General features: G+C 63.0%; 18 protein-coding genes. 15 read left to right on the top strand and 3 right to left on the bottom strand.

Features of this window, described 5'->3' with window-relative positions; all coding sequences use genetic code 11:
• Positions 1-31 precede the first annotated feature (31 nt).
• Positions 32-1,924 (top strand): molecular chaperone HtpG, encoded by a 1,893-nt coding sequence (htpG, locus tag ACIQ3Q_RS07305; protein WP_396268371.1) that lies wholly within the window; start codon positions 32-34, stop codon positions 1,922-1,924.
• Here the strand turns inward: htpG and ACIQ3Q_RS07300 are convergent.
• The gene (locus tag ACIQ3Q_RS07300; RefSeq protein ID WP_396268369.1) at positions 1,914-2,828 is read right to left on the bottom strand and encodes a LysR substrate-binding domain-containing protein; all 915 of its coding nucleotides are present in this window, start codon (positions 2,826-2,828) and stop codon (positions 1,914-1,916) included. The genes htpG and ACIQ3Q_RS07300 overlap by 11 nt on opposite strands.
• Before the next feature lie 107 nt (positions 2,829-2,935).
• On the opposite strand from ACIQ3Q_RS07300, the gene ACIQ3Q_RS07295 reads away from it, so the two are divergent.
• Complete coding sequence (locus ACIQ3Q_RS07295) at positions 2,936-4,387, top strand: flavin monoamine oxidase family protein (RefSeq protein WP_396268368.1); 1,452 nt, start codon at positions 2,936-2,938, stop codon at positions 4,385-4,387.
• On the opposite strand, the gene ACIQ3Q_RS07290 is transcribed toward ACIQ3Q_RS07295, so the two are convergent.
• Complete coding sequence (locus tag ACIQ3Q_RS07290; RefSeq protein ID WP_396268367.1) at positions 4,353-5,453, bottom strand: serine/threonine protein kinase; 1,101 nt, start codon at positions 5,451-5,453, stop codon at positions 4,353-4,355. The two genes, ACIQ3Q_RS07295 and ACIQ3Q_RS07290, sit on opposite strands and share 35 nt — an antisense overlap.
• 281 nt (positions 5,454-5,734) lie before the next feature.
• On the opposite strand from ACIQ3Q_RS07290, the gene ACIQ3Q_RS07285 reads away from it, so the two are divergent.
• Positions 5,735-6,829, top strand: coding sequence for an acyltransferase family protein (locus ACIQ3Q_RS07285; RefSeq protein ID WP_396268366.1), 1,095 nt, complete (start codon positions 5,735-5,737; stop codon positions 6,827-6,829).
• 6 nt (positions 6,830-6,835) lie between these two features.
• On the opposite strand, the gene ACIQ3Q_RS07280 is transcribed toward ACIQ3Q_RS07285, so the two are convergent.
• Positions 6,836-7,585, bottom strand: a complete 750-nt coding sequence (locus tag ACIQ3Q_RS07280) for a TetR/AcrR family transcriptional regulator (RefSeq protein WP_396268365.1) — start codon at positions 7,583-7,585, stop codon at positions 6,836-6,838.
• A gap of 171 nt (positions 7,586-7,756) precedes the next feature.
• Between ACIQ3Q_RS07280 and ACIQ3Q_RS07275 the strand changes: the two genes are divergently transcribed.
• The 12 genes from ACIQ3Q_RS07275 to ACIQ3Q_RS07220 all read left to right on the top strand — a co-directional run bounded on the left by ACIQ3Q_RS07275 (position 7,757) and on the right by ACIQ3Q_RS07220 (position 21,723).
• The gene (locus ACIQ3Q_RS07275) at positions 7,757-8,929 is read left to right on the top strand and encodes an isovaleryl-CoA dehydrogenase (RefSeq protein WP_396268364.1); all 1,173 of its coding nucleotides are present in this window, start codon (positions 7,757-7,759) and stop codon (positions 8,927-8,929) included.
• Between the two features lie 61 nt (positions 8,930-8,990).
• Positions 8,991-10,613 (top strand): carboxyl transferase domain-containing protein, encoded by a 1,623-nt coding sequence (locus ACIQ3Q_RS07270; RefSeq protein WP_396268363.1) that lies wholly within the window; start codon positions 8,991-8,993, stop codon positions 10,611-10,613.
• Between the two features lie 52 nt (positions 10,614-10,665).
• Positions 10,666-11,691 carry a DUF4410 domain-containing protein gene (locus ACIQ3Q_RS07265; protein ID WP_396268362.1) on the top strand — a complete coding sequence of 342 codons (1,026 nt, stop codon included), beginning with the start codon at positions 10,666-10,668 and terminating at the stop codon, positions 11,689-11,691.
• 35 nt (positions 11,692-11,726) lie between these two features.
• On the top strand, positions 11,727-12,632 hold the full coding sequence (locus ACIQ3Q_RS07260; protein WP_396268361.1) for a GNAT family N-acetyltransferase: 906 nt from the start codon (positions 11,727-11,729) through the stop codon (positions 12,630-12,632).
• 23 nt (positions 12,633-12,655) lie between these two features.
• The gene (locus ACIQ3Q_RS07255; RefSeq protein WP_396268360.1) at positions 12,656-13,435 is read left to right on the top strand and encodes an enoyl-CoA hydratase/isomerase family protein; all 780 of its coding nucleotides are present in this window, start codon (positions 12,656-12,658) and stop codon (positions 13,433-13,435) included.
• A gap of 49 nt (positions 13,436-13,484) precedes the next feature.
• Complete coding sequence (locus tag ACIQ3Q_RS07250) at positions 13,485-14,429, top strand: ATP/GTP-binding protein (protein ID WP_396268359.1); 945 nt, start codon at positions 13,485-13,487, stop codon at positions 14,427-14,429.
• Positions 14,430-14,643: 214 nt separating this feature from the next.
• On the top strand, positions 14,644-15,078 hold the full coding sequence (locus ACIQ3Q_RS07245) for a hypothetical protein (RefSeq protein WP_396268357.1): 435 nt from the start codon (positions 14,644-14,646) through the stop codon (positions 15,076-15,078).
• A 12-nt stretch (positions 15,079-15,090) separates the two neighbouring features.
• Entirely contained in the window at positions 15,091-15,792 is a 702-nt protein-coding gene (locus tag ACIQ3Q_RS07240) for a DUF4126 domain-containing protein (protein WP_396268356.1), read from the top strand.
• A gap of 10 nt (positions 15,793-15,802) precedes the next feature.
• On the top strand, positions 15,803-17,827 hold the full coding sequence (locus ACIQ3Q_RS07235) for an acetyl/propionyl/methylcrotonyl-CoA carboxylase subunit alpha (protein ID WP_396268355.1): 2,025 nt from the start codon (positions 15,803-15,805) through the stop codon (positions 17,825-17,827).
• Positions 17,828-17,906: 79 nt separating this feature from the next.
• Positions 17,907-19,046 (top strand): exo-alpha-sialidase, encoded by a 1,140-nt coding sequence (locus tag ACIQ3Q_RS07230; RefSeq protein ID WP_396268354.1) that lies wholly within the window; start codon positions 17,907-17,909, stop codon positions 19,044-19,046.
• Between the two features lie 5 nt (positions 19,047-19,051).
• Positions 19,052-21,160: an LTA synthase family protein gene (locus ACIQ3Q_RS07225; protein ID WP_396268353.1), complete on the top strand. Its 2,109-nt coding sequence runs from the start codon at positions 19,052-19,054 to the stop codon at positions 21,158-21,160.
• Positions 21,157-21,723 carry a hypothetical protein gene (locus ACIQ3Q_RS07220; protein WP_396268352.1) on the top strand — a complete coding sequence of 189 codons (567 nt, stop codon included), beginning with the start codon at positions 21,157-21,159 and terminating at the stop codon, positions 21,721-21,723. Before ACIQ3Q_RS07225 ends, ACIQ3Q_RS07220 begins: the two co-directional genes overlap by 4 nt.
• Positions 21,724-21,744 lie beyond the last annotated feature (21 nt).

The raw sequence follows: 21,744 nt of genomic DNA, 5'->3' as shown, positions 1-21,744 counted from the left end.
CGGCATTCAGATTTCATATTCCGAAAACACCATGAGCAAACAAACCCATTCCTTCCAGGCCGAGGTCAAGCAGATCCTGCATCTGGTGACCCATTCGCTCTACTCAAACAAAGAAATCTTCTTGCGTGAGTTGGTCTCCAACGCCTCAGACGCCTGCGACAAGCTGCGCTATGAAGCCCTGGACAAGCCCGAGCTGCTGGAAGACGCGCCCAACCTGGACGTGCGGGTGTTTTTTGATGCCGAGGCCAAGACCCTGACCATCCGCGACAACGGCATTGGCATGAGCGCCGACGAGGCCGCTGCCCACCTGGGCACCATTGCCAAGAGCGGCACGCGTGAGTTCATGGCCAAGCTGGATGGCGAGCAAAAGAAAGATGCCAACCTGATCGGCCAGTTTGGCGTGGGCTTTTACTCAGGCTTCATCGTGGCCGACCGCATGACGGTGGAAACCCGCCGCGCCGGCCTGGCCGCCGACCAAGGTGTGCGCTGGAGCAGCGAAGGCACGGGCGAGTTTGAGCTTGAGGCCATCGCCAAGCCCACCCGTGGCACCGATGTCATCTTGCACCTGCGAGACGAAGAGCTGGAGTTTCTCGCCACCTGGAAGCTCAAGTCCATCATCAGCAAGTACTCGGACCACCTCAGCCTGCCCGTGCTGATGCAGAAAGAGGAATGGGACGCCGAGGCCAACGAGGGCAAAGGCGCGCAAGTCAAGAAAGACGAGTGGGAGCCCGTCAACAAAGCCCAGGCCTTGTGGGCCCGCTCCAAGAGCGATGTCACGGACGCCGAGTACCAAGAGTTTTACAAGCAGATCAGCTACGACACCGAAGCGCCGCTGTCCTACACCCACAACCGGGTGGAAGGCCGCAGCGAGTACACGCAACTGCTCTACATCCCCAAGAAGGCCCCGTTCGACCTGTGGAACCGCGACAAGCGCGGCGGCGTGAAGCTCTATGTGAAGCGCGTCTTCATCATGGATGACGCTGAGGCGCTGATGCCCACCTATTTGCGCTTCGTGAAAGGCGTGATCGACTCGGCCGATTTACCGCTGAATGTGAGCCGCGAGTTGCTGCAAGAAAGCCGCGACGTCAAGGCCATCCGTGAAGGCTGCACCAAGCGCGTGCTGTCCATGCTGGAGAGCCTGGCCGACAGCGACAGCGCCGACGACAAGGCCAAGTACGCCGACTTCTGGAAGGAGTTTGGCGGTGTGCTCAAAGAAGGCATCGGCGAAGACTTCGCCAACCGCGAGCGCCTCTCTAAGCTCTATCGCTTTGCCTCCACCCATGCCGACGAGGGCGTGAGCCTGGCCGACTATGTGTCGCGCATGAAGGAAGGCCAAGACGTCATCTACGTCATCACTGGCGACAGCCTGGCGGCCGCCAAGAGCAGCCCGCAGCTGGAGATCTTCAAGAAGAAGGGCATCGAGGTGCTGCTGCTGGTGGACCGTGTGGACGAGTGGTTGCTGTCTCACCTCTACGAGTTCGAGGGCCACACGCTGCAAAGCGTGGCCAAGGGCGCGGTCGACCTGGGCAAGCTGCAAGACGAGGAAGAGAAGAAAAAGGCCGAGGAAGCCGCAGAGGCCTTCAAGCCGGTGCTGGATAAGCTCAAAGAAGCTCTCAAGGACCGTGCCAAAGATGTGCGGGTCACCACCCGTCTGGTTGACTCCCCCGCATGCGTGGTGGTGGAAGAGGGCGATATGAGTGCCCACCTGGCCCGCATGCTCAAGCAAGCCGGCCAAGACGCACCCAAGGCCATGCCCATCCTGGAGATCAACGCAGAACATGCGCTGGTCAAGCGGCTGGACGGCGACGCCCGCTTCGACGACCTGGCCCACATCCTCTTCGACCAAGCCTTGCTGGCCGAAGGCGGCCATCTGGAAGACCCTGCCGCCTATGTGCGCCGCGTGACGGCTTTGCTCACGGCGTAAGCGAGGCGCTGGCGCTGCTGGCCAGCGCTTCCTGCAGCCAGGCCTTGAAGGCCTGGGCTGCAGGGCTCAGGCCGGTTGGCCGCTGTAGCAGCACATAGGCCTGCAGGGTGTGAGCCTCGGCAACGGGGCGCACCAACTTGCCTTGCGCCAAGTCGCTCTCCACCAGCAGCGCATTGCTCAGGCAGGCCCCTTGGCCCTGCAGCGCCAGTTGCAGCACGGTCTCGGCGCTGCCGTAAGCCACCTCGCTGTGCAGGCGGCGTTTCAGCCCGCTGCGGCGCAGCCAATCGCTCCACCACTCGCCCTCGTCTTCATGCAGCAAGGGCCAGCTTAGCCAGTCGGCCGTTCGCTGTGGCGCGCCGTGTTGGGCCAGGCAGGCAGGGCTGCACACCGGGAAGATGGCCGGCCGCAGCAAGACCTCGGCTGTGCCACTGAAGTCGCCGGGATCACCGTACATCAGGGCCAGGTCGGCATCGGCCGGGCAGTGCGTCAACCAGGGTTGAGGCTCTACCGACACCCGCAAGGTCGGGTGCTGTTGCCGGAACTGCGCCAGGCGCGGCTGTAGCCAGCGCGTAGCCAAGCCAGGCGTCACCACCAGACGTAGCCAAGCAGGTTGTTGGCGTTCGCAGAGCTCATCGGTGGCCGCAGCCAACACCGCAAGGGCCTCGCTCACCTGTGCGTGGTAGCGCCGCCCCTCCGGCGTGAGTTGAACGCCGCGGGCGTGGCGCTCCAGCAAGGCCTGGCCGACGCGCTCTTCCAGCAAGCGCACGTGCCGGCCAATGGCCGGGTGGGTGACATGCAGCTCTTGGGCGGCGGCCACAAAGCTGCCCAATCGCCCGGCCGCCTCAAAGGCGCGCAGGGCATTCAGCGGCGGTAGGCGTGCAGCGGGGTCTGGGCTCTTGCTCATGCAGCGATGTTAGTTTTTCTTTCAGCCAATGCGCGGAATCTTTGCTTGTGAAGGCGCAGGGGCTTGCCTAGCATGCGGCATCTCTCAAATTCTCTTCGTCGTTGGTCATGAGCCCACTGTTCACATCGCCCTTCGCCGCCGACGCGGCGCCTTCGCCTGAAGCCTCGCGCCGAGCTTGGCTGCAGCAAGCCGCTGGCGGCCTGGCTGCCGCTTGGGGCTTGCTGGGGGCGTCCACCGCCTCGGCCAAAGATAGCCAACGCTCAGGTGCTGCCGGTCAGGTGCTGGTGGTGGGGGCGGGCATGTCGGGGCTGGCGGCTGCGCGGGCCTTGGTGGACGCCGGCTGGTCGGTCACGGTGCTGGAGGCCCGCCCTCGCTTGGGCGGGCGCATCTGGACCGACCGCAGCCTGGGCCTGCCGCTCGACTTGGGCGCTTCGTGGATCCATGGCATTCAGGGCAACCCGGTGACGGACTTGGCCCGAGAGGCTGGCGCGAGGATGGTCTCGACCAGCTATGACAGCACCATCACCTTCAACACCTCGGGCCAGCCTGTCAGCAAGACCGAACGGGCTCGGTTGGACAGCCTGACCAAGCGCATGAACAAGGCGCTGAAAACCGGGCAGCAAGCCGACAAAGACGCCTCGGTGCGCAGCACCGTCACTCAAGGCATGGGCTATGCCCAGATGAGTGCTGAAGACAAGCGTTACACCGACTTCCTGATCAACAGCACCATCGAGCAAGAGTGGGCGGGTGCTGCCACGGCGCTCTCGACCTATTGGCATGACGCCTCCAAAGGCTTCAAGGGCGGCGATATGCTCTTCCCTGAAGGCTACAGTGCCTTGATCGAGCACTTGGCCGAGGGCTTGGATGTCCGCTTGGGCCATGCCGTCAGCAGCATCCACTGGCAGAGCAACAGCGTCAAAGTCCAAACCAGCCAGGGCGCTTTTGCGGCCGATCATGTGTTGATCACGGTGCCGCTGGGCGTGCTCAAGACGGGCGGCGTGAGCTTCACACCAGCCTTGCCGCAGGCCAAACGCGACGCCATCAGCAAGCTGGGCATGGGTGTGTTCAACAAATGCTTTCTGCAGTTCGACGACGTCTTTTGGGACCCCGGCTACGACTGGCAGGAATACATCCCTCAGACCTACGGTTTATGGACAGAGTGGGTCAGCCTGACGCGGCCTACGGGCAAGCCGGTGCTGTTGGGCTTCAATGCAGCGGATAGCGCCCAGAGCATGGAGTTGCAGAGTGACGAGGCCACCGTGGCCAGTGCCATGCAAACCCTGCGCACCATCTTTGGCCCGCAAACGCCGCAGCCCAAGGCCTGGGCCGTGAGCCGCTGGGGTGCGGACCCCTGGTCGCGCGGCGCCTATTCCTTCAATGCCTTGGGCAGCCACCCTCGCCAGCGCGATGATTTGGCTCGGTCGGTGTCCGGCCGCCTGTTCTTTGCTGGTGAGGCCACCAGTCGTCAGTACTTCGCCACCGTGCATGGCGCCATGATGTCGGGGCAGCGGGCCGCCGAGGAGATCATGTCGTCATCATCCGCTCGATCTGCTCTCTGAGCTCGGTCGTCTGCTGGCTCCAGTAGGCGGGGCTGGCGAACCACGGAAAGGCTTGCGGAAAGGCCGGGTCGCTCCACCGCTCGGCCAGCCAAGCGCTGTGGTGGATCATGCGCAGCGTGCGCAGGGGCTCGATCAACAGCAGCTCGCGGTCGTCAAACTCCCGAAAGTCGCGATAGCCGTCCAGCAAGTGATAGAGCGCGGCTTCCACCGCGCTGCGCTCGCCGGGCAACAGCATCCACAGGTCTTGGATGGCCGGGCCCATGCAGCAGTCGTCAAAGTCCACAAAGTTGGGCCCAGCATGCTCGCCCTCGGCCCGCCACAGCACATTGCCGGAGTGGCAATCGCCATGCAGGCGGATGTGGCGCAGGCCATCGTGGCGGGCAAAGGCTTGATCCACCAAGGCGAGGGCTTGGGCGCTGGCGCTGATCCAAGCGCTTTCTGTCTCAGGGCGGACAAAGCCACCGTCCATCAAACGCGCCCGGGCCGCGTGGCCAAAGGTTTGGCTGTTCAGGGTGCGGCGGTGCACAAAGCGGCTGCGGCCGCCCACGCCATGTAGACGGGCCAGCAATCGCCCCATGCGCGCCAGCACTTCAGGCTCTTCCAGCTCGGCGGCGCGGCCTACACGGCGCTCGCACACTGCAAAGCGCCACGCGGTTGCTCCACTGATGTCATCGTTAAAGTGGCCCAGCGTGGCCTCTGGCGCAGCGGGGGCTTGCGCCTCAAACTCGTCGGGTGCGGGGGCTGGCGCGTGGCTCACCCGCAGGCGCTTGTCGTGGCCGTCGGCTTGCAGGGGCAAGGGGGCCAGCACCGGCAGGTCGGCGGCAGCCAACTCGGCCGTGAAGGCGTGCTCCTCCAAAATCTGCGCATCCGTCCAGCGCCCGGGCCGGTAGAACTTGACCACCACCACTCGGCCGTCCTCCAGCGGGGCCTGCCAGACGCGGTTCTCATAGGAGTTGAGTTGCAAAAGCCTCCCGTCAGCGGGCAGGCCAGCGGCGTTCAGGGCGTCCAGCACGGTGTCGGGGCCCAGGTGGGCGTAGGGGGTGCTGGTGTCGGAGGGGCTGCTCATGCTGCGATGGTACGAGGCTTGTCAAGCTGGGGGCTGATTCGGCGGCAATAGCCAGCGGGGTTGTCCCTGCTGATCGTGGAAAAGGGTGTGAATAAGTCGGGGGTGGGGGTGCTAAGTGCTTGTCGCCATTGAACTTTGAATGCCGTGCCTAATATTTCAGCAGTGTGACACCGTGATGAAAAAGATGCGTCCGCCGCAAAATTTCGGTTCTTATCGCACCTAGAATCGCCCACTTTTTTTGGGTTTTCGGCCCCCGGCTTGGCAGGTGGCTTTCTCGGTGTATGAGTGCTTCCTGTCGGGCGGATAAACGCTCTGTAGTCGCCCCCTTGGTAGCGGCCGATGTGATCTGGGTCGATGTGCTGAAGGTGCTGGCCGCGCAATTCATTGTTTGGCATCACTTTGTCCTCTATGGGCCTATGGCCCAGGCTGCGCATGAGGCCACACCCACATTGGCGGCGTGGCTGGCGGAGTACGGCCTCTTGGCGGTGCAGGTCTTCTTGGTGGTGGGTGGCTATTTGACGGCCCAGAGCCTGCAACGTGCCTTGCCCGCAGCAGGCACCTCGGCCTGGCCCAAGGTGGGTGGCCTGGTGTGGCGCCGTTGGCAGCGCTTGATGAAGCCCTTCGCGCTGGCCATGGTACTGACGGTGCTGGCGGCTTGGTTGGCCCGCTCTTGGATGAGCGACGCAGACACGCCGGCAGCGCCCAGCCTGCTGCAAGATTGGCTGGAGGTGCCGGCCTTGAGTGTGGGGGTCTGGTATGTCGCCATCGATCTACAGCTGTATATCAGCCTCGTTCTGTGGGCGGCTCTGGCCCAGTCCTGGGCCGCTTGGGCGCGGGGTGGCTTGCTCTTGGTGGCGGTGGCGGCCAGCCTCTGGGTTTGGAACCTCGACAGCGACTGGGACATGGCACCCTGGTACTTCTGGGCCAGCTATGGCTTGGGTGCCTTGGTGCAGCGCGCAGCGGGCTTGAACCGTGCCTGGCAGCGCGCGCTGGTGGCGGGCCTGCTGGCCGTGGTGGTGGTTCTGGCGCTGGATTTGGCCTGGCGCAGCCGCGTGGCCTTGGCCGCCGCGGTGGCGCTGAGCTTGTGGTGGGCTGCGCAGAGCCGCCCGCTGCGCCTCCCTCTCACACTCAAGGCAGGCTTGAGCGCCCTGGCTGCACAAAGCTATGCCTTGTTCTTGCTGCATTACGCGGCCAGCTTGGTGGTCAGTGCGGTGGCGACCCGCTGGGAGTGGGTGGATGCGCAGTCGGCCTGGTGGCTCATGGCGCTGACTTGGGCCTTGAGCATGCTGGCTGCGGCCTGGATGACTCGCGTGCTGGCTCAACCCATGGTGTGGCCATGGCAAGTAGCACCGCAGCCGGTGGCGCAAGGGCGCTGAGTTTGCTTAGCCGTCTACGGCCTGCAGGATGCTGGCCTTGAAGCGCCGCAACTGAGCCAGCTCCTGGTCGGGCGCGGCAATGGCCGCCCACACCATGTCCTGCAGCGCGCGGCTGGTGGTTTCCAGGTCTGTGGTCTTTAGGTTGCCACCCGAGGTTTGCCCCACCACTTCCCACAAGATGTGTTCCATCGGCCCCAGCACCATGGGGCGCAGCAGGCGCAAAGGAATGTCCTGGCGGATCTCGCCGCTGGCCTGGCCCCGGGCCAGCAGGTCCATCAGTGGTGCGGTGTAGCGCCGCTGCAAGGGCGCAAAGCTGTCGCCCAACTCTTGGCCCTTGGAGCGGCCCTCTGAGAGCACCAGCGCACACAAGCCGGTGCCCTGAATCAAGAAGAGCTGCAAATGGGTGCGCATCAGCAAGGCCATTTGCTGGCGCAGCGGTTGCTGCTGGGCCTGAGCTTCGCTCAACACCGTCTGCATGGCGGCAATGATCTCGTCGTACCAGTCACTGATGACGCGCACGCACAGCTCGCGCTTGCCTCGAAAGTAGGTGAATACCGTGGCCTCAGAGATGCCCAAGCGCTGGGCGATCTCAATGGTGGTGGCACGCTCATAACCCTTCTCGGCCAGCACCTCGCGGCCCACCCGCAGGATGTCACGCACCCGCTGTTCGCTCTTGGCGCTGGCGGTGGCCCGGCGCGCACCCACAGGGGCCGGGCTGGGCGGGGTGGTGGCCGTGATGGGGCGAGTGCGAGGCATAAATTGAGTATCACTCAAAAAACACTTGATCCGCAAGGGTGGCGCTGTTAGATTCTGGGCTGCACCGGCTCAGTGAGGGTCAGCTATGGCTGGTTCCATGAGGCGATATTAGGGTTTCTATTGAGGATGGCTCAACAGCGGCCATCCTGTCACAGCGTCAGGAGACACCGCATGTTTGAGTCCACCTTCACCTTTCCCTTGGGCGAGGACATCGCCGCGCTGCGCGAAGCCGTGCGCGACTTCGCTCAAAACGAGATCGCACCGCGCGCCGCCGAGATCGACCGCGTGAATGAGTTCCCGGCGGACATGTGGAAGAAGCTGGGCGACCTGGGCGTGCACGGCCTGACCGTGGCCGAAGAATACGGCGGCACCGCTATGGGCTATGTGGCTCACATGGTGGCCATGGAAGAGATCAGCCGCGCCAGCGCCTCGGTGGGCCTGAGCTACGGCGCGCACAGCAATCTGTGCGTCAACCAAATCCACCGCAACGGCACCGACGCGCAAAAGCGCAAATACCTGCCGGGTCTGATTGCAGGCACGCAAGTGGGCGCCTTGGCCATGAGCGAGCCGGGCGCAGGCTCAGACGTGGTCAGCATGAAGCTGCGTGCCGACAAAAAGGGTGACCACTATGTGCTGAACGGCTCCAAGATGTGGATCACCAACGGCGGTGACGCCGACACCCTGGTGGTCTATGCCAAGACCGAGCCCGAGATGGGCGCGCGCGGCATGACGGCCTTCATCATCGAAAAGGGCTTCAAGGGCTTCAGCAAGGGCCAGCACCTGGACAAGCTGGGCATGCGCGGCTCCAACACCTATCCGCTGTTCTTCGACAACTGCGAAGTGCCGGCCGAGAACGTACTGGGCGGCGAAGGCATGGGCGCGAAGGTGCTGATGAGCGGCCTGGACTACGAGCGCGTGGTGCTCTCGGGTGGCCCGCTGGGCATCATGGCCGCCTGCATGGATGTGGTCGTGCCCTTTGTGCACGAGCGCAAGCAGTTTGGCCAAAGCATCGGCGAGTTCCAACTGATGCAGGGCAAGATCGCCGACATGTATTCCACCTTCCAAGCCTGCCGGGCCTATGCCTATGCCGTGGCCCAGGCTTGTGACCGCGGCGACCATGCCCGCACCCTGCGCAAAGACGCCGCCGGCGTAATTCTCTACACCGCTGAAAAGGCCACCTGGATGGCCGGCGAAGCCATCCAAGCCCTGGGCGGCGTGGGCTACACCAACGAATACCCCACCGGCCGTCTGTGGCGTGACGCCAAGCTCTACGAGATCGGTGCCGGCACCAGCGAGATCCGCCGCATGCTGATCGGCCGCGAGCTCTTCGCCGAGACCTGCTGAAGCCCAGCCCCTTAGGGGCGTTAGACACGCACCGCCTACCCGCACAGACGACGGACAAAAGATGCCCATCATTTCAAGCAAGCTCAACGCGCGTTCGGCCGAGTCGCAAGCCAATGCGGCGGCCATGAAGGCGCTGGTGGATGACCTGAATGCCAAGCTGGCCAAGATTGCCGAAGGCGGTGGCGAGGCCGCACGCGCCAAGCACTTGGCGCGCGGCAAGCTGCTGCCGCGCGAGCGGGTCGAGATGCTGCTGGACCCAGACACCCCGTTCCTGGAGATCGCCCCGCTGGCCGCTTTGGGCATGTACCCCGAGAAAGACGGCAGCGACGCCGCGCCCTGCGCCGGCATGATCGCGGGCATTGGCCGGGTGGGCGGGGTGGAGTGTGTCATTGTCTGCAATGACGCCACCGTCAAGGGCGGCACCTACTATCCGCTCACCGTGAAGAAGCACTTGCGGGCTCAAGAAGTGGCGCAGCAAAACAAGCTGCCCTGCATCTACTTGGTGGACTCGGGCGGCGCCAACCTGCCCAATCAAGACGACGTCTTTCCTGATCGCGACCACTTCGGCCGCATCTTCTACAACCAGGCCAATATGTCGGCGGTGGGCATTCCGCAAATCGCCGTGGTCATGGGCTCGTGCACGGCGGGCGGAGCCTATGTGCCGGCCATGAGCGACGAGACCATCATCGTCAAGAACCAAGGCACTATCTTCCTGGGTGGCCCGCCGCTGGTGAAGGCCGCCACGGGCGAGGTGGTGAGCGCCGAAGACTTGGGCGGTGGCGATGTTCACACCCGCCTCTCAGGCGTGGCCGATCACCTGGCCGACAACGACTTGCATGCGCTGGCCCTGGCCCGCGCTGCTGTTGCCAACCTCAACTGGCAAAAGCCGCAGCCCATGGCACTGCGCACGCCCGCTGAGCCCAAGTACCCGGCGGAAGAGCTGCTGGCGGTGATCCCCACCGACACCCGCAAGCCCTTTGATGTGCGCGAGATCATCGCCCGCATCGTCGACGGCTCCGACTTCGACGAGTTCAAGTCTCGCTACGGCACCACCCTGGTCTGCGGCTTTGCCCACATCGAGGGCATGCCGGTCGGCATCGTCGCCAACAACGGCATTCTGTTTGCCGAGAGCGCCAACAAGGGCGCGCACTTCATCGAGCTGTGCTGCCAGCGCAAGATCCCGCTGGTGTTTCTGCAGAACATCACCGGCTTCATGGTGGGCCGCAAGTACGAGAACGAGGGCATTGCCCGCGCAGGCGCCAAGATGGTGACGGCCGTGGCCTGCGCCAACGTGCCCAAGTTCACCGTCATCATCGGCGGCAGCTTTGGCGCTGGAAACTACGGCATGTGCGGCCGCGCCTACTCACCCCGCTTCTTGTGGATGTGGCCGAACGCACGCATCAGCGTCATGGGTGGCGAGCAAGCCGCCAGCGTGCTGGCCACTGTCAAGCGCGACGGCATCGAAGCCAAAGGCGGCCAATGGAGCGCCGACGAAGAAGCCGCCTTCAAAGCCCCCATCAAAGAGCAATACGAAGTGCAGGGTCACCCCTACTACGCCAGCGCCCGCCTGTGGGACGACGGTGTGATCGACCCCGTCGACACCCGCCGCGTGCTGGCGCTGGGCTTGTCGGCCAGCTTGAATGCGCCGATTCCGGATGCCAAGTTTGGGGTGTTCCGGATGTAGCGTGGTGCGGAAAGATGGACGACCAACGGTTGCAGGTGAGCTGTTCGCTCCTATGATGACCGGCCGCAAAATGAGGAGATTTCAATTGGGTAGCGTCAATAACTATTTGGTCCTGCGTCGCATCTTTGGGGGAATGGCCCTCGCCTGGTCTTTGGCTTTGATCGGTTGCGCGGGCACCGTCAAGCACCAGGGGCCAGCACCCACAGGGGCTGAGCAGAAGGTCCAAGGACTTTCAAAGTTGTCTCTCGCTCTTTCACCGAAGGCTCAGGCGGATTTGGAGAGCAACAAGGGTTTCAATCAGGAGGAACTCACCCGTCGGATTCAGGATCGCCTACAGGCCAAAGGCTTGGTGACGCAAGGGGTGAACCAGTATGTCGATGTCGTCGTCAACGACGTTCGCGTTCGTAGTGCGTTCACGGCCATCATGTTTGGCTTCATGGCTGGCGATGACCACATCAAGGGTCGCGTTCGGTTGATGACGGAATCCCAGCAAGAGTTGCGAGCATTTGATGTCTCCGCCTCCTATGCATTTGGGGGCTTGGCGGGTGGGCAGGACGGCACACGCATGAAGTGGTTGTACGACAAGTTTTCGGAGTTGGTGCTGCAGGAGTTGGAGAAGCTGGTGGTTCCGGCAGGCGGCTCGGTTTCCCGGACGGTGACGCCATCACGCATACCAAGCAGTGCTGCCCCGACACAGCAGTTGCCGCCATCTCCGGGTGTCAGCACAGCGGTATTGCCTCCCAGTTCAGCAAACGCTGCGGCGGCTAGCGTCTCTGGCGTGGGTACGTCGACCATGATCGTTCTGCCTCCCGCCACGCCTGCGGATAAGGTTTTGGATAACCCAACCATCGCGCATCGCTACCACCTCTACCTCTCCCGCCCAAAGCCCAAGGCTTTTGCAGTCTCTGACAGCGGTGCTTGGTGGATGGCGTGGGGGGAGTCCTTGAACCCTACGGTCAAGGAAACCGTGCCTCAGCGCGCACTGCGGGGCTGCCAGGAGCGCAGCCAGACGCCTTGTGTTCTTTACGCCGTTGATGACAAGGTCGTCTACGGGCAAGGCGCGGAAGGTAAACGGTGATCTGATTGGCCTGTGCCCCCTTGCTTCTTCGGCCGTTGAGCCACCACGAGAATGTGGTGGTGTTGACCGCGCTGATCCATCGCGCTTATGCCCCGCTAGGCGCGGTCGGGCTGAACTTCACAGCGGTCGATCAGACGGTCGAGCAAACGGCCCTCCGCGTTCAGCATGGGCATTGCCTGATGGCTGAGCGGGAAGGGCAAGTGGTGGGCACGCTGACCCTTGATAGCGCCTATGACCCCAACCTTCATGGTTGGGCTCGGGCCACGCCCTGGTTTTTTCGCCAAGACGTGATGCATCTGCATCAGTTTGCGGTGGAGCCTGCCTTGCAAGGCCAAGGGATTGGGCGTGCGCTGCTTGAGCGCGCAGAGGTGCAGGCACGCGCCCAGGGCGCCCGTGCCTTGGCGCTGGACACCGCGCTGCCCGCCGAACAGTTGGTGGCCTTCTATCAGCGGCACGGTTTTGCTGAGGTGGCGCAAGCGCAGTGGGACGGCAAGCACTACCGCAGCACGGTCATGGTCAAGCCACTTTCTGAGACGCCGCCGAGCGTGGACGATATCGAGCACCGCTGTGCCATCGTGCGTTGCTTTCTGGCCTGCTATCAAGCGCGGGACTGGAGCGGTGCGCGGACTTGCTTGAACGACGCCGCGCACATGGTTTGGCTCACTTCAGGCGAGGCCTTTGACAATGCCGACGCCATCATTGCCGTGAACGCGCACTACCCTGAAGGCTGGCAGCTTCAGGTTCATCAGGTGGACGCTTTGGCCACTGGCGAGGTCATCAGCCTGATCGAAGTGCGGCAAGGCGATCAACGTTTTTTTGCCAACAGCCGCTACACCTTTGCTGACGGGCGCATCGCACGCCTTCAAGAATGCTGGGGCACCTGGGAGGCGCCGCCCGCCTGGCGCAACGCGGAAACGCTGGGCGCCTACCGGCGTTTTTAAGCCACACCCGAGACCTTAACACCATGAGCACCACACTCGATCTCCAACGCGCTGGCCCGGTGGCCCGCGTCTGGCTCAACCGCCCCGACGTGCGCAACGCCTTCAATGACAGCGTCATTGCGGAGCTGACGGCGGCCTTCACCACCCTGGGCGCCGACGACAGCGTGCGCGCCATCGTGCTGGGTGGCCACGGCAAGGCCTTTTGCGCGGGGGCCGACCTGAACTGGATGCGCGCCATGGCCGACTATTCTTGGGCGCAGAACAAGGCCGACGCGCAAGGTTTGGCGGACATGCTGTGGGCCATCTATAGCTGCCCCAAGCCGGTGGTAGGCCGCATCCATGGCGACTGCTATGCCGGCGGCGTGGGCCTGGCGGCCGTGTGCGATGTGGTGGTGGCGTCTGACAACGCGGGCTTTTGCCTCAGCGAGGCCAAGCTGGGCCTGCTGCCCGCCACGATCGGCCCTTATGTGGCCCGTGCCATCGGCGCGCGGGCCTCGCACCGCTACTTCCTCACCGCCGAGCGTTTCAGCGCCGCCGAGGCTCACCGCCTGGGCCTGGTGCATGAGCTGACCACGCCCGAGGGTCTGGATGCCCAAGTGGCCGCCATCACCGCCGCCTTGGTGGCCAACGGCCCCGCAGCGGTCAAGGCCTGCAAACAATTGGTGCACGATGTGGCGCACGCCGCCATCACGCCTGAATTGCGTGAAGACACAGCGCGCCGCATTGCCGACATCCGGGGCAGTGCCGAGGGCAAGGAGGGCGTGTCGTCCTTCTTGAACAAGCGTGTTCCGAATTGGATTTAACTGAACCGTGGTCTCGCATGATTGCTAGAAACCGCTGCTGGGAGAAAACATGATCGAACGTCTGTGGCTCAAGAGATTCAAAGGTTTTCAAGATACATGCGTTGAAAGTTTTCGCCCTGTGAATTTGGTAATTGGTGGGCAGAATGTTGGAAAGACGTCGTTATTGGAAGCGGTTAACGCTATGATGACGAATGATTTAAGTGGTGCGTCAGCTTTATTTAGAGGCAACGAAGGTTCGGATATGTCACGGTATGTGTCATCCGTTTTTTCAAGTGATGATTTCAAAATAAGTATTCTTTTGGAGGGTGATAGAGGAAAGGTTATTTCTAGGAGTCAGGTGGATTTAAATAAATATCTGCCTGGAGTTAGTTGGGTGTCGGGTAATTTTTCTGTTTATGGTCACACGATTAACTTCGCGAGATCTGTGGGGTTCGATGATGCGGAATGTACAATAATTCCCACTCAATCCTTGAGTTCGGGCAGCATGGTGATTTTATATGGGAAATTAGTATTGGGGAGAAAAAAGCAAGATTTGCTTGATTTGTTGAGTGCTGTTGATTCAAGAGTGTTGGGTCTGGATGCTATAGCTCCTGACGGTGAGCATAGGGTTTATGCAGAGATTGATGGGGTTGATTCAGCGCTTCAAATTTCTCATCTCGGACATGGATTTGGGCGACTCTTTCACATTTACTCGGAGTTGTTGATTTCAAAGTCCAACGTCGTTCTGATTGATGAAATTGAGAATGGAATTTATTATTCGGCACTTCCAACCCTATTTGAAGGTGTCAAAAGTGTTACCCAGCGGAGAGGTGTTCAGTCCATAATCACGACTCACAGTTGGGAGTGTTTGAGGGCGGCATGTGAAGTATTTGAAGATGTTCCTGAAATGTTTCAGGTCATTCGCTTGGAAAGAGTAAATAATAATATCGAGCCTATTTGTATTGACGGGGAGCGCTTGAAACGCATGATGCAAAACGACATGGAGGTGCGTTGAGATGGCACGCGCCGCTGCTCAAAAGCTTCAAGATCGCCCACTTCAGGCCAGAAATCTGCTGCTCTGCGAAGGCGCAGACGAGTGCAATTTGTTTGCGCTCTTGCGTGCTGATCGCGGTTGGGATGAATCGCACCTGTAGATTGTTGACGCTAAAGGTAGGGAGCGGCTCGAACAGCGCCTAGACGATCTGCGATTTCAATCTGGCTGGAGTGGTGTGCAAAAGGTTGGTGTCGTTCTGGACTCCGAGGATGATCTGGTCGCGACAGCGTCCCTGATTCAAAGGCTGAAGCAAGTCATCAATGCCCGGGTTGAGTTGATACCGATTCAGCTTCCTTTGACCAATCAGACTGGCGCGCTGGAGTCTCTGGCCCGCGCCTTACTCGTTGAGGCCAAATCTCTGGGGTCGGATTGCGCCGACCGATGGGCTGCCTGCGCAGACCGTTGTTTCGATCAAGATTCACGGACCCAAGCGCAGAAGGACAAGCAGTGGCTTCACGTTTGGCTCGCGCTGCGCATGGAAAGCACCGCGTATTCACGCATCGGCTTCGCGATCCAACGTCATGCAGGCATCAAGGCAGAGCTGAAAGAATTGCTTAGCCAACTCGATGCGCGTCTTCAAGAGTTTCTAGATCGGCCCTTGCCACCATGATGGGGGTCGCAGATGAACCCCGGTGATGCCGTTCTGCAAGCGGCCTCTGCCGCCCAAGCCGCTGCCCAACAACTGGGGCAGGGTATGGGTGCGGCCGCCTCGCACCTGGACACCACCCATTTGCTGGCTGTGGCTGCTGCGCTGGGTTGGGCCAGCGGCCTGCGCTTGTATGCCGTGGTGTTTTTGACGGGCCTGGCCGGGTGGCTGGATTGGGTGCCGCTGCCTGAAGGCTTGCACATGCTGCAGCAGCCTGCAGTGCTGTGGGGGACAGGCGCCTTGATGATGGTGGAGTTTTTGGCCGACAAGATCCCTTGGGTGGATTCCGCCTGGGACACGGTACACACCGTCATTCGCATCCCGGCCGGTGCCATGCTGGCAGCGGGCGCGCTTGGGGCCGATGCAGGCCAATGGCAGTTTCTTGCGGCCTTGATGGGCGGCACCTTGGCGGCGACAGCGCATGTGGCCAAGGCCACCACGCGGGCGGCCGTCAACACCTCGCCCGAGCCCTTCTCCAACATTGCCCTGTCGCTCTTGGGCGATGCGGCCGTTCCTGCGTTCTTGTGGTTGTCTTGGCAGTACCCGGTGGCCCTGTTTGTGGTGTTGGCTGTGGCCATTGTGGTGGCGCTGAGCCTCACGGTGTTGTTGTTCAAGTTTGTGCGCGGCGTGCTGGCCGTGCTGCGTCAAAAGTTTGGCTCGGGTGCAGCCCGGGCATGAAGGAGACATGATGTTCAAGAAGATCCTGATTGCCAACCGAGGCGAGATCGCCTGCCGCGTGGCCCGCACTGCCAAGCGCCTGGGTGTGCGCACCGTGGCCGTGTACTCGGACGCCGACGCCAACGCCCAGCATGTGCGCGCCTGCGACGAGGCCATTCACATCGGTGGCAACGCCGCCAAAGACAGCTACCTGCAGTGGCAGCGCATCCTCAACGCCGCCAAGGCGACGGGCGCGCAAGCCATTCACCCCGGCTACGGCTTTCTGAGCGAGAACGAAGACTTCGCGCGGGCCTGTGCCGCCGAAGGCCTGGTCTTCATCGGCCCGCCGCCCGAGGCGATTGCCGCCATGGGCTCCAAGGCCGCGGCCAAAGCCCTGATGGAAAAGGCCCAAGTGCCCCTGGTGCCCGGCTACCACGGTGACAACAACGAGCCCGAGTTCTTGCTGGCCCAGGCGCAGGCCATGGGCTTCCCGGTGCTGATCAAGGCCAGTGCCGGCGGCGGCGGCCGTGGCATGCGGCGCGTGGACAAGGCCGAAGACTTCATCGCGGCACTGGCCTCTTGCCAGCGCGAGGCCCAGGCCAGCTTTGGGGACCAGCACGTGCTGGTCGAGCGCTATGTGCTGCGCCCTCGTCACATCGAGATCCAGGTCTTTGCCGACACCCTGGGCGACTGCGTCTACCTTTTCGAGCGCGACTGCTCGGTGCAGCGCCGCCACCAAAAGGTGCTGGAAGAAGCCCCCGCACCGGGCATGAGCGCTGAGCGCCGGGCCGAGATGGGTGCCGCTGCCGTGGCGGCTGCCAAGGCCGTGGGCTATGTGGGCGCGGGCACAGTGGAGTTCATCGCCGAAGAGCGCGACGATGGCGACCTGCGCTTCTTCTTCATGGAGATGAACACCCGCCTGCAGGTGGAGCACCCCGTCACCGAGGCCATCACTGGCCATGATTTGGTCGAGTGGCAATTGCGCGTGGCTTCGGGTGAACCGCTACCCGCCAAGCAAGAGGCCCTGCGCATCCACGGGCATGCCATCGAGGCGCGCATCTGCGCCGAGAACCCCGAGGCCGGCTTTCTGCCCGCCACCGGCGAGTTGGCCGTGCTGCGTTGGCCCGAGCACGTGAGCTTCCAGCGTAACGCTGACAATGAGCCCATGCATGACCCAGCGGCCGTGCGCGTGGATGCGGGTGTGCGAGAGGGCGATGCCATCAGCCCTTACTACGACTCGATGGTGGCCAAGCTCATCATCTGGGGTGCGGATCGGGCGCAAGCCCTGGCCCGCCTGGAGGCGGCGCTGCGCGACACCCACATCGTCGGCCTGAACACCAATGTGGCCTTTTTGCGCCGCGTGGTGCAGAGCAAAGCCTTCTCTCAGGCTGACTTGGACACGGCCTTGATCGAGCGCGAGCGTGAGGCGTTGTTTGGCCCCTCCAAGCTGCCCCTGGAAGTGGCTGCGGCCGGTGTGGCCGCGCTGACCCTGCACAGCGAGGCTGCGCTGCAAGGCAGCGACCCTTGGTCGCGCCGCGACGGCTGGCGCTTGCACGGCGGGGCGCGCCGCCGCTTAGATCTGGCGGTGGGCGACACCCATCATGTGGTGACCTTGGCGCATCAGCATGATGGCAGCCTGCAGATGGGCTTAGGCGGCCAGACTTGGCCGATGCAATGGCAGTCTTTAGGTGGTGGCCGCTTCGATGTTCAACTGGCCTCTTGCCGCAGCACTTTGTCCGTCTACGCCCAGGGCGAGCGCGTGGCGGTGTTTGGCGAAGCCGGCAGCCTGGAGCTGCAAGAGTTCGACCCCATCGCCCATGCGGCCGATGGTGCGGGCAGCGCGGGCCGCCTCACAGCCCCCATGCCCGGCAAGGTGATAGCCTTCCTCGCCAAAGCGGGCGATGCCGTCAAGGCAGGTCAAGCTGTGGCCGTGATGGAAGCCATGAAGATGGAGCACACCCTGACTGCGCCGCGTGACGGCACCGTGGAAGAGCTCTTGTATGGCGTGGGCGACCAAGTGGGCGAGGGCGCTGAGTTGCTGAAGTTGGCTGATTGAGGGGCGGGGCCACGGCTCCCCGGGCGCCCTGACCTTTGAGCCCGCAAGCGCTGAGCCTCCCACCTACAATCCCGCCCTTATGAAGTTTCTTGCATTTGGCCTTGTGGCTGGGCTGAGCCTGGGCTTGTCTGCCCAGCCGGTGGTGGCCCAAGCGGCTGCGCCGTCCGGCCTTCCTTGTTTGACGGCATCGTCGGTGGTGGCGTTGCCTAAGGCTGAGAGGGCTCGGCATCATGCCTCTACCTTGGTGGTCGATGCCCAGGGGCGGCTGCAGGCCTATTGGTTTGCAGGCAGCCGAGAGGGTGCCCGCGACGTGGTCATCTTGCGCTCCTTGTGGCAGGCTGGGCAGTGGACGGCACCACAAGCTGTGCTGGACGCCGCGCGCCTGAGCGAGCTCTTGGGACGCAAGGTCAGAAAGCTGGGCAACCCGGTGCTGTGGCGCGGCAAAGATGGCGCTTTGCAGATGGCCGTGGTGCATGTGACGGCCGGGGGCTGGGCTGCGGCGCGCGTGGCGCACTTGCGCTCAGACGACCATGGCCTGACATTTGGCCAAGCCCGCGATTGGGTGTTGAGCCCGCTGTGGAATGTCTCTACGCTGGTTCGCTCCCCGCCTTGGCCTGCGGCTCAGGGTGGCTGGTTGCTGCCGGTGTATCACGAGTTGGCCGTCAAGCGGTCCGAGTTGTTGAAGCTGAGTGAGACGGGTGAGCTGATCAGCCATCAGCGCATGGAGTCTGGCGCCGGCGTCTTGCAGCCGACCTTGGTGGGCCGCGATGACAAACCAGGCTTCATGCTGTCGCTCAGCCGCACGGGTGATGCGGAGCAGGCCCCCTTTATTCACCAGCAGCAGTCGCTGGACGGCGGGCGCACTTGGAGTGCGCCCCAGCGCTTGTCGCTGCCCAACCCCAACGCGGGCATTGCCTTGATGGCTTGGCCGGCACTGCGGGGTTGGCTCTTAGCCTATAACCCTGAAACCAGCAGTCGCAAAACGCTGAGCTTGGCCTGGCGCGCTTGGGACGACCCGCAAGGCGAGTGGCGGCCGCTGACGGCGCCGGCTTTGACCTGGCAAGAGCCGGGTGAAGCCTCTTACCCAGCCTTCCAATGGCAGGCCGGCCCTGCTGGCGCGGGCGAAGTGCATCTCAGCTACACCAGCAACCGCGAGCGCGTTCTCCATGTCCGGCTGAACAGCTGTGCGAGCCCCCTGGCGGAGGGCGTGCGTCAATGACCATGATGAGTGGGCGCAGCATGCGCTGGATGGGGCCGCTGCCTTTGGTGTGGCCTGCCGCCTTGCGCTGGGTGCTGTTCTGGCTGGTGTGCATGTCGCTCTATCGTCTGGTGTTCTGGCTGTGGTTTGGCCAGCCAGGCACATCCTCGGGAGACTTGGCGAGTTCCTTTTTGTTGGGCCTGCGCTTTGATCTGCGCTTGGCCCTGATCAGCACGGTGCCCTTGCTGCTCTTGGGCCATTGGCCACTCTTGTCGCCGTGGTCCAGCAGCCTGGGTGTTCGACGGGCCTGGAAGGTTTATGGCGTGCTGCTGACCGTGGTCTGGACGCTGCTGAGCATGGTGGACTTTGCCCAGTACAGCTATCTTGCTCAGCGGCTCAATGTCAGTGTCTTTGGACACTTGAGTGACCCCTATGACGCGGGACTGATGGTCTGGCAGTCCTACCCGGTGGTGACTTTGGTGGTGGCCTGGCTTTTGATCAGCGCCCTGATGGCCTGGGGCTTGAACCGCCTGATGTGGCCGCCCTCACACCTGCTGGCCTGGCAGCAGTGGCGTGCTCAAGCCAAAGCCTGGCCGCGCCGGGGCCGCAGCGTGGCCTGGGCGGTGTTGGGCACCTTCTTGGCGCTGCTTGGCATGCATGGCCAGTGGTCTCAATATCCATTGCGCTGGAGCCAAGCGCATGAGTTGAGCGGTGGGCCCTTGGTGGCCAATATGGCCCTCAACCCCAAGCTCAATCTTTATGACTCCCGCAACACCCTGGGCGATGACGCCGACCTGCAAGCCCTGCAGCGCCACTATCCGCGCTTGCGCGAGCTCTTGGCGCTGGACGCAGCTGCTGAGGGTGCTTCGTCCAAGGGGTTCAACTTCGCGCGCAAGGTGATCCCTCGCGAGCCTGTGCTCTCACCGCAGAGCAATGTGGTGTACATCTTGTTAGAGTCCTTCGCGGGCTATAAATCCAGCCTGTCGGGTAATACGCTGGACACCTCGCCCCACATCAGGGCCTTGGCCGAACAAGGGCTGGTGTGGGACCGCATGTTTTCGGCCCACCACTTGACGGCACGCGGGGTGTTTGCCAGCCAGACCGGCCTGCCCGATGTGAAGGTGCGCGACACCGCCAGCAAAGACCCACTGGCCGTCAGCCAGAACATGTTCATGAATGCGTTGCCCCAGCACCGCAAGTGGTACTTCATCGGTGGCAGCACCAGCTGGCGCAATGTGCGTGGGTTCTTGAAGCGCAGCACTCCCGAACTCACCATTGTCGAAGAAGGCCAGTACGAGTACCCCGTGGTCGATGTCTGGGGGGTGTCGGACCATGATGTCTTCAAGACGGCTGCGGCCCGCTTGACGGCCACCCAGGCGCAAGACGGCAAACCCTTTGTCGCGGTCATCCAGACAGCCTCCAACCACCGGCCCTATACCCTCCCCAAGGCCGATCTCGGCACCCCTGGCCAGGCGGACAAGTTTGTGCCCTTGACGGCCGCCGAGGTCTCCGCTGCCCAATGGCAGGCAGCGGGCTTTGACTCCTTGGAGGAGCTCAACGGCTTTCGCTACCTGGATTGGAGCGTCGGTCAGTTCTTTGAGATGGCGCGCGCCCAGCCCTGGTTCAAGAACACGGTGTTTGTGATGGTGGGCGACCACGGCCTGCGTTCTGACCACCCTGGCGCCCATGTGCCCAGCTACTTTGCGCCCTTGGGTATGACGGTGGGCCACACGGCGGGCATCATCTTGGCCCCCGGCCGTTTGGCGCCCAAGCGCTACACCACCTTGGCCAACCAAATCGACCTCTGGCCCACAACCCTGGGCTTGATGGGCGTGCCCTATACCCACACCAGCTTGGGGCGCGATCTCTTGGACCCACGCTTCGACGCCCATCGCTTTGTGTTCAATATCGACCATGAAGCCGGGCCACAGCTGATGCTGTGGACGGATCAGCGCTATATTTCTGTGCAAGCCGATGGGACAGCCTTCAAACGCCATGACCTGAAGGACGGCCAAGCTCAACTGCACCGTGGCCCGCCCGATGCCCTGGACCAGCAGATGCGAGACGACGCCCTGGCTTGGCATGAAGCCGCCCGTTACCTCATCCGACACAACCCCGCGCGGCCCCAACCATGAGCGACTTCTCCTCCCTCGGCGCGGCCTGGCCCCACCTCAACGGCGCGGCACAGTTCAGCTTGTTGGCCTGGACAGCCGTCGCCTTGCTTGTGGTGCACGGCTTGCTGGGGCGCCTCAATGTGACTGCTTGGGCGCGGGGCATTGCCCTGGCGCTGTCTTTACCGTTGTGTGTGCTGGCGGCTTGGTGGCTTCGCGGCACCTTTGGCGACCTGGCGCTGCTGAGCCTGGCGGCGCTGGCCGTGGCGGTGTGGCGGGCGCTGGCGCGGCCAACGTCCGCGATGAGCCTGGGCATGTCTCAGCGCCCCAAGCGCTCCACGCTCACCATCGTCCTAGCCGCCATGGTCGCCCTGCTGGGCTGGGTGTTGTATGCCAATTTATTGGGCCTGGGCGCGGTAGACCTCTATGCCTGGGGCGACGTTGATGAGCCCCAGGCTCGCCAAGCCTTGCTCAACACCGTGGGCCATGCCAACCTCTGGGCCTTGGTCTTGGACCCGTTTGCTGTGTTGGCCGCGACGAGTATGGCGCTGAGAGGCGGGCTCGCAGCCCACCGCCAGCGGGGTTGAGGCGGCACCCTCCTTCACGCT

This window comes from Ideonella sp., assembly GCF_044358605.1.
Lineage (GTDB): Bacteria > Pseudomonadota > Gammaproteobacteria > Burkholderiales > Burkholderiaceae_C > Ideonella.
Note: the sequence above shows the minus strand (reverse complement) of the source record. Positions and strands in the feature narration are given on the sequence as shown.

Excerpts from the sequence above, each read along its gene's own strand:
- ACIQ3Q_RS07255 (WP_396268360.1), top strand. The coding sequence starts at position 12,656 with ATGAGCACCACACTCGATCTCCAACGCGCTGGCCCGGTGGCCCGCGTC.
- ACIQ3Q_RS07250 (WP_396268359.1), top strand. The coding sequence starts at position 13,485 with ATGATCGAACGTCTGTGGCTCAAGAGATTCAAAGGTTTTCAAGATACA.
- ACIQ3Q_RS07290 (WP_396268367.1), bottom strand. The coding sequence starts at position 5,453 with ATGAGCAGCCCCTCCGACACCAGCACCCCCTACGCCCACCTGGGCCCC.
- htpG (WP_396268371.1), top strand. The coding sequence starts at position 32 with ATGAGCAAACAAACCCATTCCTTCCAGGCCGAGGTCAAGCAGATCCTG.
- ACIQ3Q_RS07300 (WP_396268369.1), bottom strand. The coding sequence starts at position 2,828 with ATGAGCAAGAGCCCAGACCCCGCTGCACGCCTACCGCCGCTGAATGCC.
- ACIQ3Q_RS07230 (WP_396268354.1), top strand. The coding sequence starts at position 17,907 with ATGAAGTTTCTTGCATTTGGCCTTGTGGCTGGGCTGAGCCTGGGCTTG.
- ACIQ3Q_RS07285 (WP_396268366.1), top strand. The coding sequence starts at position 5,735 with ATGAGTGCTTCCTGTCGGGCGGATAAACGCTCTGTAGTCGCCCCCTTG.
- ACIQ3Q_RS07235 (WP_396268355.1), top strand. The coding sequence starts at position 15,803 with ATGTTCAAGAAGATCCTGATTGCCAACCGAGGCGAGATCGCCTGCCGC.
- ACIQ3Q_RS07270 (WP_396268363.1), top strand. The coding sequence starts at position 8,991 with ATGCCCATCATTTCAAGCAAGCTCAACGCGCGTTCGGCCGAGTCGCAA.
- ACIQ3Q_RS07225 (WP_396268353.1), top strand. The coding sequence starts at position 19,052 with ATGAGTGGGCGCAGCATGCGCTGGATGGGGCCGCTGCCTTTGGTGTGG.
- ACIQ3Q_RS07240 (WP_396268356.1), top strand. The coding sequence starts at position 15,091 with ATGAACCCCGGTGATGCCGTTCTGCAAGCGGCCTCTGCCGCCCAAGCC.
- ACIQ3Q_RS07265 (WP_396268362.1), top strand. The coding sequence starts at position 10,666 with ATGATGACCGGCCGCAAAATGAGGAGATTTCAATTGGGTAGCGTCAAT.
- ACIQ3Q_RS07280 (WP_396268365.1), bottom strand. The coding sequence starts at position 7,585 with ATGCCTCGCACTCGCCCCATCACGGCCACCACCCCGCCCAGCCCGGCC.
- ACIQ3Q_RS07275 (WP_396268364.1), top strand. The coding sequence starts at position 7,757 with ATGTTTGAGTCCACCTTCACCTTTCCCTTGGGCGAGGACATCGCCGCG.
- ACIQ3Q_RS07295 (WP_396268368.1), top strand. The coding sequence starts at position 2,936 with ATGAGCCCACTGTTCACATCGCCCTTCGCCGCCGACGCGGCGCCTTCG.
- ACIQ3Q_RS07220 (WP_396268352.1), top strand. The coding sequence starts at position 21,157 with ATGAGCGACTTCTCCTCCCTCGGCGCGGCCTGGCCCCACCTCAACGGC.